The organism is Caulobacter sp. GW821-FHT09B08 (assembly GCF_059418225.1).
Genome location: NZ_JBWKPL010000005.1, coordinates 274,040 through 287,963, shown reverse-complemented (window position 1 = coordinate 287,963; position 13,924 = coordinate 274,040). Strand labels below are relative to the sequence as shown.

Annotated in this window: 15 protein-coding genes and 1 pseudogene; 2 read left to right on the top strand and 14 right to left on the bottom strand. The window is 69.1% G+C overall.

What is annotated here, in order from left to right; genetic code table 11:
* The 4 genes and pseudogenes from parC to AC07OA_RS16480 form a co-directional block, all read right to left on the bottom strand.
* Entirely contained in the window at nucleotides 1–2,280 is a 2,280-nt protein-coding gene (parC, locus tag AC07OA_RS16495) for a DNA topoisomerase IV subunit A (protein ID WP_494664893.1), read from the bottom strand.
* A 112-nt stretch (nucleotides 2,281–2,392) separates the two neighbouring features.
* On the bottom strand, nucleotides 2,393–2,596 hold the full coding sequence (locus AC07OA_RS16490) for a hypothetical protein (protein ID WP_494664892.1): 204 nt from the start codon (nucleotides 2,594–2,596) through the stop codon (nucleotides 2,393–2,395).
* A gap of 19 nt (nucleotides 2,597–2,615) precedes the next feature.
* Nucleotides 2,616–3,347 carry a DNA repair protein RecO gene (recO, locus tag AC07OA_RS16485; protein WP_494664891.1) on the bottom strand — a complete coding sequence of 244 codons (732 nt, stop codon included), beginning with the start codon at nucleotides 3,345–3,347 and terminating at the stop codon, nucleotides 2,616–2,618.
* Nucleotides 3,348–3,461 (bottom strand): annotated as a pseudogene (locus tag AC07OA_RS16480) (arylamine N-acetyltransferase family protein); the annotation flags it as partial.
* Nucleotides 3,462–3,664: 203 nt separating this feature from the next.
* Here AC07OA_RS16480 and AC07OA_RS16475 point away from each other — a divergent pair.
* Nucleotides 3,665–4,555 carry a hypothetical protein gene (locus tag AC07OA_RS16475; RefSeq protein WP_494664890.1) on the top strand — a complete coding sequence of 297 codons (891 nt, stop codon included), beginning with the start codon at nucleotides 3,665–3,667 and terminating at the stop codon, nucleotides 4,553–4,555.
* Here the strand turns inward: AC07OA_RS16475 and era are convergent.
* The 10 genes from era to AC07OA_RS16425 form a co-directional block, all read right to left on the bottom strand.
* Complete coding sequence (era, locus tag AC07OA_RS16470) at nucleotides 4,552–5,505, bottom strand: GTPase Era (RefSeq protein WP_494664889.1); 954 nt, start codon at nucleotides 5,503–5,505, stop codon at nucleotides 4,552–4,554. The genes AC07OA_RS16475 and era overlap by 4 nt on opposite strands.
* A 159-nt stretch (nucleotides 5,506–5,664) precedes the next feature.
* Nucleotides 5,665–6,369, bottom strand: coding sequence for a ribonuclease III (gene rnc / locus AC07OA_RS16465; protein WP_494664888.1), 705 nt, complete (start codon nucleotides 6,367–6,369; stop codon nucleotides 5,665–5,667).
* Entirely contained in the window at nucleotides 6,366–7,214 is an 849-nt protein-coding gene (gene lepB, locus AC07OA_RS16460; RefSeq protein WP_494664887.1) for a signal peptidase I, read from the bottom strand. The genes rnc and lepB overlap by 4 nt, the downstream gene beginning before the upstream one ends.
* Before the next feature lie 362 nt (nucleotides 7,215–7,576).
* Nucleotides 7,577–9,304 (bottom strand): J domain-containing protein, encoded by a 1,728-nt coding sequence (locus AC07OA_RS16455; RefSeq protein WP_494664886.1) that lies wholly within the window; start codon nucleotides 9,302–9,304, stop codon nucleotides 7,577–7,579.
* The gene (locus AC07OA_RS16450) at nucleotides 9,301–11,004 is read right to left on the bottom strand and encodes an Hsp70 family protein (protein WP_494664885.1); all 1,704 of its coding nucleotides are present in this window, start codon (nucleotides 11,002–11,004) and stop codon (nucleotides 9,301–9,303) included. The genes AC07OA_RS16455 and AC07OA_RS16450 overlap by 4 nt, the downstream gene beginning before the upstream one ends.
* A gap of 99 nt (nucleotides 11,005–11,103) precedes the next feature.
* The gene (gene acpS, locus AC07OA_RS16445; protein ID WP_494664884.1) at nucleotides 11,104–11,505 is read right to left on the bottom strand and encodes a holo-ACP synthase; all 402 of its coding nucleotides are present in this window, start codon (nucleotides 11,503–11,505) and stop codon (nucleotides 11,104–11,106) included.
* Complete coding sequence (locus AC07OA_RS16440) at nucleotides 11,502–12,257, bottom strand: pyridoxine 5'-phosphate synthase (protein ID WP_494664883.1); 756 nt, start codon at nucleotides 12,255–12,257, stop codon at nucleotides 11,502–11,504. The genes acpS and AC07OA_RS16440 overlap by 4 nt, the downstream gene beginning before the upstream one ends.
* Before the next feature lie 5 nt (nucleotides 12,258–12,262).
* On the bottom strand, nucleotides 12,263–12,847 hold the full coding sequence (gene pyrE, locus AC07OA_RS16435; RefSeq protein WP_494664882.1) for an orotate phosphoribosyltransferase: 585 nt from the start codon (nucleotides 12,845–12,847) through the stop codon (nucleotides 12,263–12,265).
* A gap of 31 nt (nucleotides 12,848–12,878) precedes the next feature.
* Entirely contained in the window at nucleotides 12,879–13,184 is a 306-nt protein-coding gene (locus AC07OA_RS16430; RefSeq protein ID WP_494664881.1) for a type II toxin-antitoxin system RelE/ParE family toxin, read from the bottom strand.
* Complete coding sequence (locus AC07OA_RS16425) at nucleotides 13,181–13,429, bottom strand: type II toxin-antitoxin system ParD family antitoxin (protein WP_494664880.1); 249 nt, start codon at nucleotides 13,427–13,429, stop codon at nucleotides 13,181–13,183. Before AC07OA_RS16425 ends, AC07OA_RS16430 begins: the two co-directional genes overlap by 4 nt.
* Before the next feature lie 75 nt (nucleotides 13,430–13,504).
* On the opposite strand from AC07OA_RS16425, the gene AC07OA_RS16420 reads away from it, so the two are divergent.
* Complete coding sequence (locus AC07OA_RS16420; protein WP_494664879.1) at nucleotides 13,505–13,909, top strand: NUDIX domain-containing protein; 405 nt, start codon at nucleotides 13,505–13,507, stop codon at nucleotides 13,907–13,909.
* Nucleotides 13,910–13,924: the final 15 nt, after the last annotated feature.

The following is a 13,924-nucleotide window of genomic DNA, read 5'->3' as shown; positions in this document are numbered from 1 at the left end:
CTATTTCGGCCGGAACCGCTTGGACGTCGGGAAGCCCTTGGGCGCCAGACGGCCCGCGCCGGCCCGGCGACCGGCCCATTCGCGCCATTCGGCCCACTCGCGGCGGCGACCGGCGGAATCGATCCACGAGGCCCCCGTCTCGGCGTTGAACGACAGGCCGTCGCGCAGGCCGCCCTCGCGGTAGGCCTGCAATTTCACGCCCTTGCCGCGCGGCATTTCCGGCAGCTCTTCCAGCGGGAAGATCAGGATCTTGCCGTTGTCGCCGATCACCGCGATCTGGTCGCCCACGGCTTCCATGCAGAAGGCCGCACCGGCCGCGTCGACCGTCAGCACCTGCTTGCCGGCCTTGCGGTTGGCAAGGGTCTCCTCCTCGGGCAGCAGGAAACCGTAGCCCTGCTTGGAGGCGATGAAGCGCTTGCGCCCGGCCTTGAACGGGAAGACGTCGATGATCTTCACCTTGTCGTCCAGCTCGATCATCATCCGCACCGGCTCGCCATGGCCCCGGGCCGACGGCAGGTTGGCGCAGCCGATGGTGAAGAAGCGGCCGTCCGAGGTGAACAAGAGCAGCTTGTCGGTGGTCTCGGCCGGGACCAGGAAGCCCAGCTTGTCGCCTTCCTTGAACTTCAGCTCCGAGGGATCGTCGACCTTGCCCTTGGCGGCGCGGATCCAGCCGCGCTCGGACAGGATGACGGTGATCGGCTCGCGCACGATCATCGCCTCCAGGGCGGCCTCGGCGTCGACCTGCGGAGCGACGTCGAACACCGAGCGACCGGTCACGCCCGTGGGGCGCGGCTTGTCCAGCGGATGGACGATCTTCAGCAGCACGGCGCGCACCTGGCGCAGGCCCGTGCCGACCAGGTCCCACTGCTTCTTGTCGCTGGCCAGCATGGCCAGGATGCCGTCGCGCTCCTCCACCAGTTCGGCGTGCTCGCGGCGGATCTCCATCTCCTCCAGCTTGGCCAGTTGGCGCAGGCGGGTGTTGAGGATGGCGTCGGCCTGGATGTCGCTGAGGGCGAAGGTCGCCATCAGCTTCTTCTTGGGCTCGTCCTCGTAGCGGACGATCCGGATCACCTCGTCGAGATTGAGGTAGGCGATCAGCAGGCCGTCCAGGATGTGCAGACGGGCTTCGATCTTGGCCAGGCGGTTGCGCGCCCGGCGGGTCAACACTTCGCGGCGATGGGCCAGGAAGGCCATCAGCGCCTGCTTGATGCCCATGACGCCCGGGGTGCCCTTGGCGTCCAGCACGTTCATGTTGACCGGGAAGCGGCTTTCCAGCGCCGAGAGCTTGAACAGGCTCTCCATCAGCACTTCGGGCTCGACGTTCTTGGACTTGGGCTCCAGCACCAGCCGGATGTCCTCGGCGCTCTCGTCGCGCACGTCGCCCAGCAGGGCCGCCTTCTTGCTCTCGATCAGGTCGGCCAGTTGCTCGACCAGGTCGGACTTCTTCACCTGGTACGGGATCTCGGTGACGACGATCTGGTAGGTGCCGCGGCCGGTGTCTTCCTTTTCCCACTTGGCGCGGGTGCGAACGCCGCCGCGACCGGTCTCGTAGGTCTCCAGCAGGCTCTCGGGGCTTTCGACGATCACGCCGCCGGTCGGGAAGTCGGGACCCGGCACGCGCTCCAGGATCTCGGCGGTCGTCGCCTCGGGCTTGGAGAGCAGCAGCAGGCAGGCATCGATCAACTCGGCCGGATTGTGCGGCGGGATCGAGGTGGCCATGCCCACGGCGATGCCCGAGCTGCCGTTGGCCAGCAGGTTGGGGAAGCCCGACGGCAGGACCACCGGCTCCTCGTCCTGGCCGTCGTAGGACGGCTTGAAGTCGACCGCGTCCTCGTCGATGCCGTCCAGCAGCAGCATGGCCGCGGCGGTCATCTTGCACTCGGTGTAGCGCATGGCCGCGGCGCTATCGCCGTCGATGTTGCCGAAGTTGCCCTGGCCGTCGACCAGCGGCACCCGCTGGGCGAAGTCCTGGGCCAGGCGCACCAGAGCGTCGTAGATGGCCTGGTCACCGTGCGGGTGGAAATTACCCATCACCTCCCCGACCACCTTGGCGCACTTGCGCGCGGCGTTCTCGGGGTTGAGGCGCATGTTGTTCATCGCGTGCAGCACGCGACGGTGCACGGGCTTCAAGCCATCGCGCACGTCGGGCAGCGCCCGCGAGCCGATCGTCGACAGCGCATAGGCGAGATAGCGCTTCGAAAGCGCTTCGCTCAGCGGCTCATCGAGAATGCGGCCGTCGTCGTCGGGGCCGCCGGGGGGAGGAAGGACTGGTTTGTTCATCGGGGAGATTCGTTACGCGTGGCGGCCACACTAGCCAATCCCGCGCGGCAAATCCTCCCCCACGGGCGACAAAAGGGGAACGTTCGCCTGAAATGCCGCGCCCCGGACGGGCTCAGCCCTCCAGCGCCTCGATCAGGCGCGTGAAGACCGCCACGTTGCCGGTCTGGTGCTCCAGCACCCCGGCGGTGATGTCCTGGGTCGAGCCGTCCGGCATGACCAGCTGGGCCTTCACGCCCTGCTCGCCGAACAGCGCCAGCTGCCGCTGGGCGCCGTCGCGCTCGCCCCGCGCCCATTCGACCAGATCGATGTCGGACATGCTCTTCCCCCGTTCCGTCCTACAGCCGCCCCGCCTCGCCCAGCCGGTCCAGCAGCCACACCCTCGCCGGCGGCAAGGGGCGATTCAGCGGGCCGAACACGAACTGCTCGAGGAAGTGGCCGGTGATGTCCAGCCCCGCCTTGACGTCGCCCTCGGCCAGGCCGCCCTGGGCCGACAGCATGAACGGCGGCAGGGGCAGAAGCTTGTCGTGATAGGGCCGTCCCGCCTCGCGACTGACCGCTCGGCCGGTGCGCGGGCTGACATAGGCCAGGTCGTCCAGCGAGCCGGTGGCGGCGCATCTGGAGAGGTCCAGGCCGAAGCCAAGGTCCTGCAGCAGTCCGGCCTCGAACCGCACATAGACGGCCGGCCAGATGGCGGGAATGGCCAGGGCGGCGATCAGGGCCTCAAGCGCATGGAAGGCGCCGGGATGGGCCTCGCGCTCGGGCAAAGCGCCGGCGGCCACCGAGGCGGCGGCCGAAAGTCCGGAGAGGGCCAGAGGCTCGTCGAACAGCGACGAAGGCCCCTCGCCCATCGGCTCCAGCGTCGCCGCGCCCAGCTGGTCGCTGACCCGGGCGCGGTAGCGGGCGATCACCTTGGCGCCGGCCTGCAGGAACGGCTTCATGCGCCGCGAGGCCGCGCCCGAGACGTGGGCGGCGAACTTGCCCCGGTCCTGGGTCAACAGCTCGACAATGGCCCCGGTCTCGCCGTGGATCCGCGCCGACAGCACGAAGGCTTCGTCTTCCCATTCCATCTAGGCAGGCGTCCCCCAGCCGACGACCTTCTCGATCACCGGACGCCAGTCCGCCCCGACCGGCAGGCCCAGCACGCCGCGCAGGGTCGCTTCCAGTTCATCGGCCGACAGGTCGACACTTGGCGAGCCCGGCGCGAAGGCGGTTTCGATCTTGCTCACAGGGGACGATATTCCCGTTCCGTTCACGGTCCAAAGGCAGGGTGTCGCCGCCGAAGTCAAGCCCGCCTCGGGGCGACGCCACTTGAGATTGTGCCGCGCGCGCGGCGCTGCTAGCTAAATCCGGGGAAGCGGCGCCGTGCGCGCCCTCGGGGGAAAACATGATCGATACGCCGTCCGCGCGACCGCCGCGCGCCGAACCGCGCACGCCCGCCACCTGGCCGGCCTTCGTCGTGGCTATCGCGGTCGCCGCCGCCCTCGCCGCCTGGCAAGCCCTGCGCGCGCCACACCTGCCCTTCGAGATCGAGCTGGGCTCGACGGTGTGGAGCCTGTTCAACCGCAGCCTGGTCCCGACCGCGGTCATCGCCCTGGCCGTCTGGTGTCTGCTCTATTTCGGCTTCGTGCGCTGGAAGAACGGCGAGCGCGGCCCGCTGCATTTCAACACCCTGCTGGGCGTGGTGTTCTTCACCCTGATGCTGGCGCCCTTCGCCCGCCAGCAGGTCGACCTCTTCCAGGCCGGCGACGTCAAGGGCCTGCAGGCCGACACGCTGAAGGCCGACGCGGCCGAACGCGCCGCCGATACCCAGGCCAAGGCCGGCCTGAACGCCGCCATGGCGGCGGCGGCCGACGACCTGGAGCTGAACCCCACCGCTTTGAATTCGGCGATCGAGCGCAAGCAGGCCAAGGCGCGCATCGCGGCCGCCCGCCGGGCGTCCAAGGACTATCAGGTCGACTATGCCGACCGCGCCGCCCAGAACCGCGCCGCCTTCCTGAAGCTGGTGGCCGCCCGCAAGATCTCGCCGCAGGTGTCGAAGGACAGCGTGGCCACCTACGACCGGCGCGCCGCCGCCCGCGACCTGCGCGTCACCCTGGATTTCGACAACCAGCAGGCCCTGTTCGACGAGGTCGACGGCGGCATCGCCGCGCTGGGCGGCCTGGCCAAGATCGACGGCTTCGACCTGTGGTTCACCAGCCAGCGCGACGCGGCGGCCTATGAAGAGCACCGCAAGAACGCCTCGATCTACCGGGCTCGCCTGACGCGAACGGGCTAGACGTCGAAGTCCAGGCCCATGTCGTTGAACAGGCCGCGTTCCTCGGCCCAGTTCTCCTTGACCTTCACGTGCAGGAACAGGTGGATCTTGCGGTCGAGGATCTCCTGCAGTTCCTCGCGCGAGGCCTTGCCGATCCACTTGATCACCTCGCCGCCCTTGCCCAGCACGATGGCGCGCTGGCCGTCGCGTTCGACATAGATGGTCTGCTCGATGCGGGCGCTGCCGTCGGGGCGTTCCTCGAAGGCGGTGGTCTCCACAGAAGCGGCGTAGGGCAGCTCCTCGTGGACGCGCAGATAGATCTTCTCGCGGGTGATCTCGGCGGCCAGCAGGCGGGCCGGCAGGTCGGCGGTCTGGTCTTCCGGATAGAGCCAGGGGCCTTCCGGCATCAGCGAGGCCAGCTTGGCCATCAGGTCGTCGACGCCCGCGCCGGTGGCGGCGCTGATCATGAAGACTTCCGAATAGGCGCCGGTCCCGAACAGCTCCTGGGTCACGGCCAGCAGGGTCTCGCGCTTGACGCCGTCGATCTTGTTGAGCGCCAGGATCACCTGGCGGCCGGCGGCCTTGATGCCCTCGATGATGGTCTGGACGTCCTGGCTGGAGCGGTGCTCGCCGGGCGTGGCGCGGCGCTCGCGCACGGCCAGTTCGGCCTGCACGTCGACCAGGTGGACGACGACTTCGCTGTCCTCGGCGCCGGCCCAGGCCGAGCGCACCATGGCGCGGTCCAGGCGACGGCGCGGGGTGAAGATGCCGGGGGTGTCGACGAGGACGATCTGCGTATTGCCGGTCAGGGCCACGCCGCGCACGGGAAAGCGCGTCGTCTGGACCTTCTGGGTGACGATCGAGACCTTGGCCCCGACCATGCGGTTGACCAGGGTGGACTTGCCGGCGTTCGGAGCGCCGATGATGGCGGCGAAGCCGGCGCGGGTGTTTTGGGGGGTGGTTTCAGTCATTGCGGGTGCGTGTAGCACCGATGAAGGTCGGGGGCGACTACTTGCCCCCTACGGATCGCTTCGCGATCGTCTTCCCCCATAGGGGGAAGAGCTGCGCGTGCTTGGCTCCGCCCCCTATGGGGGCGGACAGACCGCGAAGCGGTCAGGTGGGGGCAAGCGTCAGACCCCCGCCCCTTCCCGCTCCAGCAGCGCCTTGGCGGCCGCCTTCTCGGCTTCCTGCCGCGACTTGCCCTTGGCGATGGCGGGATCGACGCCCTTCACGGACGCCTCGACCGTGAACACCGGCGCGTGGTCCGGACCCGTGCGGTCCAGCACGCGGTAGGTCGGCAGCGGCTTGCCCTTGCCCTGCGCCCATTCCTGCAGCGCGGTCTTGGGATCGCGCGGCTTGCCCTCGGCGGCCTTGTCGAACTCGCCCGACCACAGATCCAGGAACACCCGCCGGGCCGCCTCCAACCCGCCGTCGCGATAGAGAGCCGCCATCAGCGCCTCGGCGGCGCCGGCCAGGATCGAGTCGGTCTCGCGGCCGCCGATCTTGCTGGACGAGGCCGACAGCCGCAGCGCAGGACCCAACTGCGCTGCGCGGGCGACTCTCGCACAAGTCTCGCGGCTGACCAGGGCGTTCAGGCGCGGGGCCAGTTCGCCTTCCTTGGCCTTGGGGAAGCGCTCGGCCAGGGCCTCGGCGGCCAGCAGGCCCAGCACGCGGTCGCCGATGAACTCCAGCACCTCGTTGTCGCCGAGCTTGGTCTTGGCCCCGTCGCCCACGCTGGCGTGGGTCAGGGCCAACTCCAGCAACTGGCGGTCCTGGAAGGTGTGACCGATCCGGCGCTCCAGGTCGCCGACGGCGACGGCGCGCCGGTCTGTCATTTCAGAACGCGGAAGAAGCGGCTGGGACGGGCTTCGGTGAACCAGGTCCAGGGCTTGAACAGGTGCGCGTCGGCGTTCCACGACAGCAGGATCAGCTGGGCGCGGCCCACCAGGTTCTCGGCCGGCACGAAGCCGACGCCTTCCTGCATGCCGACATACTGGTCGTTGCCCGGATCCCAGGCGCAGACGCCCGAGCCGGTCTTGAACAGCGGCATCTGCGGATCGAAGCGGCTGTCCAGGCTGTTGTCGCGGTTGTCGCCCATGAAGAAGTAGCAGCCTTTGGGCACCACATAGACGCCGGTGTTGTCGGCGTCGCTGTCGGGGCCATAATCCTGGGTGGCGTACTGGCGGCCTTCGGGGTTGGTCTCTTCGAAGCGGTCGGCGCGGATGGTGCCGTAGCCGGTGTTGACCATGGCCGGGGCCAGCGGCTTGCGGTCCAGCGGCTTGCCGTTGATATAGACCACGCCGCCACGCACCTGGACCTGGTCGCCGGGCAGGCCGATCAGGCGCTTGATGTAGTCGATCTTGGTGTCGCGCGGCAGCTTGAACACCACGATGTCGCCGCGCTTGGGCGCCTTGCCGAAGATGCGGCCGTCGAAGATGCCCGGGCTGAACGGGATCGAGTGCTTGGACCAGCCGTAGCTGAACTTCGACACGATGATGTAGTCGCCCTGGTACAGGTTGGGCTCCATCGACGCCGACGGGATCGTGAAGGGCTGGAACAGCAGCACCCGCAGCACCAGGGCGATGCCCAGGGCATAGGCCACCGTCTTGACGATCTCGATGAACTCGTTGACCGCCCCGCCCTTTTCGTCGGGGGTCTCGATGTCGGCGGTGTCGGTCATGCGCGGCGCGGCTCTCGGCGAAATGGACGTCGGGCGAACCCGACGAGCCTAGCTAGACGGGCTTTACGACGGGAGCAAGCGCGGCGCGCCGTCCCAGGCGACAGCTTGACCGTGCAATGGGGGCCTAAATTGTGGCGAAGGCCGCCAACAACACCAGGGCGAGCACGGCCCAGCCCGCCAGCAGCCAGGTCATGGGGCGCTTTTGCCACGGCATCAAGGTCCCGCGCGATCGCGCCGCCCACCGAAAAGCTGGGCGCGAACCGCGCGCCCTGGCCTGCACATCCACCCAGAAGGTCATGACTCGTCCCACTCTGACGCCCCCACCGACGCACGAGCGGCGGGGTGCAAGAACAGGACCGGCTTCAGGGACGCTGGAACTTGAGCGGAATGGTGACGGGCGCGTTGTCCACCAGATCGTCGCGATAGTGGGCGGGGTTCATCTCGAAGGTCTTGGCCAGCTTCAGCGCCGCATCGCCGAACCCCTTGTCATACGGGGCTTCGCTATGGACGTAGCAGTCGTCCAGCTTTCCGGTGGTCCGCACCCGGCACGTGATCGTCGCCTCGCCCGCGACACCCGCGTCCAGCGCGTCGTTGGGATAGTAGCGCTCCATCTCGGTCCGGGAAGGCGTGACGCGCCAATCGGGAGCCTTGTCGAAGACCGGGCGGGGTCCCCCGGCGCGTGTCCACCCGTCGGGCTCGATGGCCGACGCGGACGGCTGCATCGGCCGTAGCTGTTCGGCCGTCAGGGCGGGCTGGGGTTTGAGGCCCGTCAGCGCAAAACCGTCGCCGACCTTGGGATCGAACGATCTGGCCCGGCGCAGCAGTTCCACGCCCTCTTCCCCCTGCCCCAGGCGCTGCAGCGCCAGCCCCAGTCCGTAGAGGGCGCGAGGATCGTTGGGGCTGCGGGTCAGGATGTCGAGATAGACCTTCCGGGCGGCTTCGAACTGACCGGTCAGCAGGTCCACCTGGGCCCGGCTGTCCAAGGCGATCAGCGACTCAGGATCACGCAGGAGCGCGGCGTCGCAATTGCCTCCGGCGATCTGGAGATCGAGCGCGTTTCGCGCTTGGTAGCGGCAGAGGTCGACCCAGACCTCGGCCCGATCCGGCTGGCGTTGGGTGCGAAGGATCTTGCGCTGGTAGGGCTCCATGAAGAACCCGCCGTCGATCATCACACCCAGGATCAGGCCGACGACGCAGAGCGCCACGGCCGCGACGCCGGCCGCGCGACGAACCGGGAAACGGAAACGCTTGAGGAAACCCTGCCAGGCCTGGACCACCTGCGGATCGAACAGCGACAGCATCGAGGCCCGGCGCCCTGTCATCCGCTCCAGCAGAAGACGGACGCGATCGGCGTTCCAATAGGTGGCGAAGGTCTGCAAGCCCTTGGGCTTGGGCGGCTTCAGGAAGGCCTTGTAGGCGTCATGGAACTTGTGTCGGGGCGTACGCAGTTCGTCCAGCAGGCCAAGGTCGCCCAGGCGATGCAGCAGAGCCAGGATCTCGTTAGGCGTGTCGCGGCGCGACTCCAGGCTTTGCCAGTTGAAATAGGCCACGGCCGGCGCGACCAGGGCGTCGGCCCGCGGAGCCTGCTGCAGAAGCGTATAGGCCAGCCACCGCTCGGTGTCGGCGTGGACGCGCAGGTCGTCCATGGCCCGGGCGTCGAGCACGCGCTTGAGGGCCGCCCTGAGCAGCAAGGGCGCGGCCGGCCCCTGCGGGTCCACGATCATCGAGACCAGCGCGCGGCAAGCCTGGTCATGCTCGGCGAACATCGCCGCCCTGGGATCGAGCTCGGGCGCCGGCGTCGACTCGGGCTCCTGCTCGGCGATCGGCGGCGCGTCATCGGCCAGGGCGACGTGCTCTTCGATCAGATCCTCGGCGGTCGTCGCCTCGTCCGCCTGCTCCCGCTCCTCCCGCCACCGGGCGTGCTGGCGGCTGAGCTCCATCGCGTGTTCGTAGGCCCCGCGCAGGGCCTGGAAACCTTCCGGATCGTCCTCCGGATTGGTCACCTTCAGCTTCTGGGCGTAGGCGCGGCGGATCGCCTGGGTGTCGGCGCCGGCCGCTAAGCCGAGGATCGACCAGGGCGGCCGGCTCACAGGTAGCTCTGGCCTTCCAGCCCGTCGAGCGCGGTCAGCAGTTCCTCGCGCGCGGCGTCGGACGCCCGCACGTCCTGGCGGTCCAGCACGGCCTCGAAGCGGCTGATCAGGGCGGCCACGAAGTCGCGCGCCTCGCCGGTGAAGTTCTCGTAGCAGCGGCCGGCCCGGGCCAGGGCCGCGCGATTGGCGTCGGCCTCGCGCGGGTGCACCTTCAGCTTGGCCAGCTCGGCGCGACGCTTGTCCAGATCATCGGTGCTGACGCCTTCCTTGTCGACGATGACCAACTGGCGCTTCTCGCCGGTCAGCGGCACGTGAATGTCCACCTCCAGCAGGCCGTTGATGTCGTAGGAGAAGCGCACGTCGATCGCCACCTCGCCGCGCGGGCGGCTGGGCACCGGCACGCGGATCTCGCCCAGATAGACGTTTTCGTTCACCCAGCGCGCCTCGCCCTGGTAGACGCCGAACTTCACCATGGTCTGGTGGTCCTGGGCGGTCGAATAGACCTGCACCCGGCTGGTCGGGATGGTGGTGTTGCGCTCGATGATCGGCGAGAACAGCCCCTCGCGCAGCGCCCCGCCCGCCCCGAACTCCACGGTGTCCACGCCCAGGGTGTACGGGCAGACGTCGGTGACCACCACTTCGTTCAGCGCGGCGTCCCGCGCCTTCAGCCCGGCCTGGACGGCGGCGCCGACGGCGATGGCCTCGTCGGGATTGACCGAGGCGGCCGGAAAGCGGCCGAACATCCGGGTCACGGCCTTGCGCACCGTCGGCATGCGCGTGGCGCCGCCCACCAGCACGATCTCGTCCAGAGCGTCGGCGCGGATGTCGCTGTCGCGCAGCGAACGCAGCACCGGCTCGCGCAGCCGCGTCACCAGACCCTCGGCCAGGCCCTCGAAGGCCTCGGCGGTGATGGTGTCGGTATAGGTCTGGTCCTTCCAGGTGACCGACAGGGTGGCCTCGGGCGCGCCGGACAACTCGCGCCGTCCCCGCTCGGCCGCCTCGCGCAGGCGCTGGTAGAGGGCGTCGTCGTTGCGCGCCGCCTTGCCCCACTCGCCGGCGAACTTGGCCCGCAGCCGCTCGACCAGCAGTTCGTTGAAGTCCTCGCCGCCCAGGCGGTTGTCGCCGGTGGAGGCGCGAACCTCGATCACGCCCTCGAAGATCTCCAGGATCGAGACGTCGAAGGTGCCGCCGCCCAAGTCGAAGACCAGGAACCGGCTTTCCTTGTCGCGCTCGTGGATGCCGTAGGCCAGGGCCGCCGCCGTCGGCTCGTTGATCAGCCGCTCGACCTTCAGCCCCGCCAGTTGCCCCGCGCGCCGGGTGGCCTTGCGCTGCTTGTCGTTGAAATAGGCCGGGACGGTGATCACCGCCTCGGTGACCGGCTCGCCCAGATAGGCCTCGGCGTCGGCCTTCAGCGCCCGCAGCATCAGGGCCGACAGCTCCTCGGGCAGGAAGGTCTGCTTGCCCAGGCGCGTCGCCTTCTGGCTGCCCATGTGGCGCTTGAAGGCGGTGACGGTGCGGTCCGGATGGGTCGACTGGCGTTCGCGGGCCGGCAGGCCGACCAGCACCTCGCCGGTCTCGTCGATGCTGACCGCCGACGGGGTCAGGGTCTTGCCCAGGCTGTTGGGAATCAGCTCGACCGCGCCGTTGCGCCACACCGCGACCGCGCAGTTGGTCGTGCCCAGATCGATACCGACAATCACAGCCCGCCCCCCGGGAACGCCTACGCAAAGCTCAGCTTGCTGGCGTAACCGGACGATGTCGCCGGATCAAGCCTTGCGCCCCAAGGTGGAGCGCTCGGCTCAGGCGGCGGGCACGGCTTCGATGATCACGAAGGCCTGGGCGTAGGGATGGTCGTCGGTCAGGGACAGGTGGATCACCGCCTTCATGCCGGGCGGCGTCATCGACGCCAGGCGCTCGGCCGCGCCCTCGGTCAGGGCCATGGTGGGCTTGCCCGACGGCAGGTTGACCACGCCCATGCCCGCCAGATGCACCCCGCCCTTCAGGCCGGTGCCCAAGGCCTTGGAGCAGGCCTCCTTGGCGGCGAAGCGCTTGGCGTAGCTGGAGGCGCGGTCGGGCTTGCGCTCGGAGCGCGTGCGCTCGATCTCGGTGAAGACCTTGTGGGTGAAGCGATCGCCGAAGCGTTCGAGCGACTTCTCGATCCGGCGGATGTCGCACAGGTCCGAGCCGATGCCGATGATCACGCCGCCACCTCCAGCCGGGCGGCATCCATCAGGGCCCGCATCCGCTGCATCGCCTGGGGCAAGCCGACGAAGATCGCCTCGCCGATCAGGAAGTGGCCGATGTTCAGCTCGGCGATCTGCGGGATGGCGGCGATCGGCTTGACCGTGGCGTAGTCGATGCCGTGGCCAGCGTGGACTTCCAGGCCCAGGCTCGCGGCCAGCTCGGCGCCGGTCTTCAGCCGTTGCAAGATGGCGGCGGCCTTGTCGGCATGACCCTCGCGGGCGGCGTCGCAATAGGCGCCGGTGTGCAGCTCCACCACCTGGGCGCCGGCCTTCACCGACGCCTCGATCTGGGCTGGGTCGGCCTCGATGAACAGCGACACCCGCGCGCCGACCGTGCGCAGACGGGCGGTGGCCTCGGTGATGCGATCGGCGCCCTTCACGACGTCCAGGCCGCCCTCGGTGGTGACCTCCTCGCGGCGCTCGGGCACCAGGCAGGCGGCGTGCGGCTTGGCGCCCAGGGCGATGCCGACCATCTCGTCGGTGACCGCCATCTCGAAGTTCAGCGGCTTGCCGCGCTTGAGGCAAAGGTCGGTCAGCAGGGCGATGTCGGCGTCGCTGATGTGGCGGCGATCCTCGCGCAGGTGGGCGGTGATGCCGTCGGCGCCGGCCGCCAGGGCCAGCTCGGCGGCCCGCACGGGCTCGGGATAGCTCGCGCCCCGCGCGTTGCGGATCGTGGCCACGTGGTCGATGTTGACGCCGAGCCGCAGCATCGCCGTCAGCCCTTCAGCCGCCGGCTGCCCGGATCCTCGATCGGCACGGCGGCCAGTTCAGGCGGCAGGGCGTCGGCCGGATAGGCCGGGACTTCCAGGCTGCACAGCGAGACCAGCGGCACGCCGACATCCACCTTGCCGCCCGAGCGGTCGACGATGCAGGCCGCGGCGATCACCTCGCCGCCGGCCTCCTGGATCGCGGCGATGCACTCGCGCGACGACAGGCCGGTGGTGACGATGTCCTCCACCATCACGACCTTCTGGCCGGGCTCCAGGTGGAAGCCGCGACGGAACTTGAAGCTGCCGCCCTCGCGCTCGACATAGATCGAGGCGACGTTCAGGTGGCGGGCGGTCTCGTAGCCCGGGATGATCCCGCCCACGGCCGGCGACACCGCCACGTCGGGCTGGCCCACCGTGGCGATGATCTTCTCGGCCAGGGCCTTGCAAAGGCGCTCGCAGCGCTCGGGCCGCATGAACACCAGGTTCTTCTGCAGGAAGACGGGGCTGTGCAGGCCGCTGGACAGCACGAAGTGGCCTTCGCGCAGGGCGCCGGCGGCGCGGAATTCGTCGAGGACGTCGTCGTTGGTCATGAGAGGGGGATATAGGCCGGTGGGGGCGAGTCTACAAACCATGGAGTAGCGACGGCAGATCGCGGGCTCCATGCAACACCCTGACGATCAGGGGTGGACGACGATCGGCGTTGTAGACCAGCAAATAGGGAAAGCCCTGGACGACCAGAAAGCGATGCGGCGCATCGGCGACGTCCAAGCGTTCGACGCCGCTCAGCGGTCGCTCGGCGATCAGTCGCGCGCCTCGCAACACGGCGGAGCGAAAGGCGACCGCCGCCCTGGGGCGATCACCATGGATCCAGGCTTCGGCTTCGATCAGATCGCGCCGGGCGAGCGGCGAGAATTCGGCCCGGCTCACCGCTCGCCGGCGCGCTTTGCATCAATCTCGGCGAAAATGTCTTCCGCCGCGTACGTGCCTTCGCGATCAGCTTCCGCCGTGGCGGCCGCCAACATAGCGTTGAATTCGGCCCTTTGGCGCTCGACATCGCGCATGAGATTCAGCGCCGAGCGGACGACGTCCGTCACCGTGTCGTAACGGCCTGCATCCACGTACTCGCGGGCGAAGCTTTCAAGATCATCGGTAAGCTGGACGCTGGTCGCCATCGGTCACGCCTTGTATCAGGTGTCGGTTCAAGGTGCGCCCTGTCGCGCCAAGCTTCAAGTGACCGGACGATCCGCGTGAACGACACCCCTCCCCGCCCCCGCGTCGGCTGCGGCGCGGCGATCCTCGACGGCCAGGGCCGCATACTGCTGGTCCAGCGCAAGCGCCAGCCCGAGGCCGGTCATTGGGGCCAGCCTGGGGGCAAGCTGGACTGGGGCGAGAGCGGCCGGGCCTGCGCCGAGCGCGAGATCCTGGAGGAGCTGGGAATCACGGTCGTGGCCGGGCCGGTCCTCTGCGTCACCGACATGATCGGCCAGGACGCCCACTGGGTGGCCGTGACCTATCGCGCCGACGGCTACGTGGGCGAGCCGGCGATCCAGGAGCCCGACGCCCTGGCCGACTGGGGCTGGTTCGATCTGGACGCCCTGCCCTCCCCGCTGACGGCGGCCACGCTCGACGCGGTCGCCGCACTGAGAGCGTGACAGCCGAAAGTGGAT

Bases quoted from the DNA above. Each gene is read 5' to 3' on its own strand.
- parC (WP_494664893.1), bottom strand. From the start codon at position 2,280: ATGAACAAACCAGTCCTTCCTCCCCCCGGCGGCCCCGACGACGACGGC.
- recO (WP_494664891.1), bottom strand. From the start codon at position 3,347: ATGGAATGGGAAGACGAAGCCTTCGTGCTGTCGGCGCGGATCCACGGC.
- AC07OA_RS16440 (WP_494664883.1), bottom strand. From the start codon at position 12,257: ATGCTGCGGCTCGGCGTCAACATCGACCACGTGGCCACGATCCGCAAC.
- AC07OA_RS16490 (WP_494664892.1), bottom strand. From the start codon at position 2,596: ATGTCCGACATCGATCTGGTCGAATGGGCGCGGGGCGAGCGCGACGGC.
- pyrE (WP_494664882.1), bottom strand. From the start codon at position 12,847: ATGACCAACGACGACGTCCTCGACGAATTCCGCGCCGCCGGCGCCCTG.
- era (WP_494664889.1), bottom strand. From the start codon at position 5,505: ATGACTGAAACCACCCCCCAAAACACCCGCGCCGGCTTCGCCGCCATC.
- AC07OA_RS16425 (WP_494664880.1), bottom strand. From the start codon at position 13,429: ATGGCGACCAGCGTCCAGCTTACCGATGATCTTGAAAGCTTCGCCCGC.
- rnc (WP_494664888.1), bottom strand. From the start codon at position 6,369: ATGACAGACCGGCGCGCCGTCGCCGTCGGCGACCTGGAGCGCCGGATC.
- lepB (WP_494664887.1), bottom strand. From the start codon at position 7,214: ATGACCGACACCGCCGACATCGAGACCCCCGACGAAAAGGGCGGGGCG.
- AC07OA_RS16475 (WP_494664890.1), top strand. From the start codon at position 3,665: ATGATCGATACGCCGTCCGCGCGACCGCCGCGCGCCGAACCGCGCACG.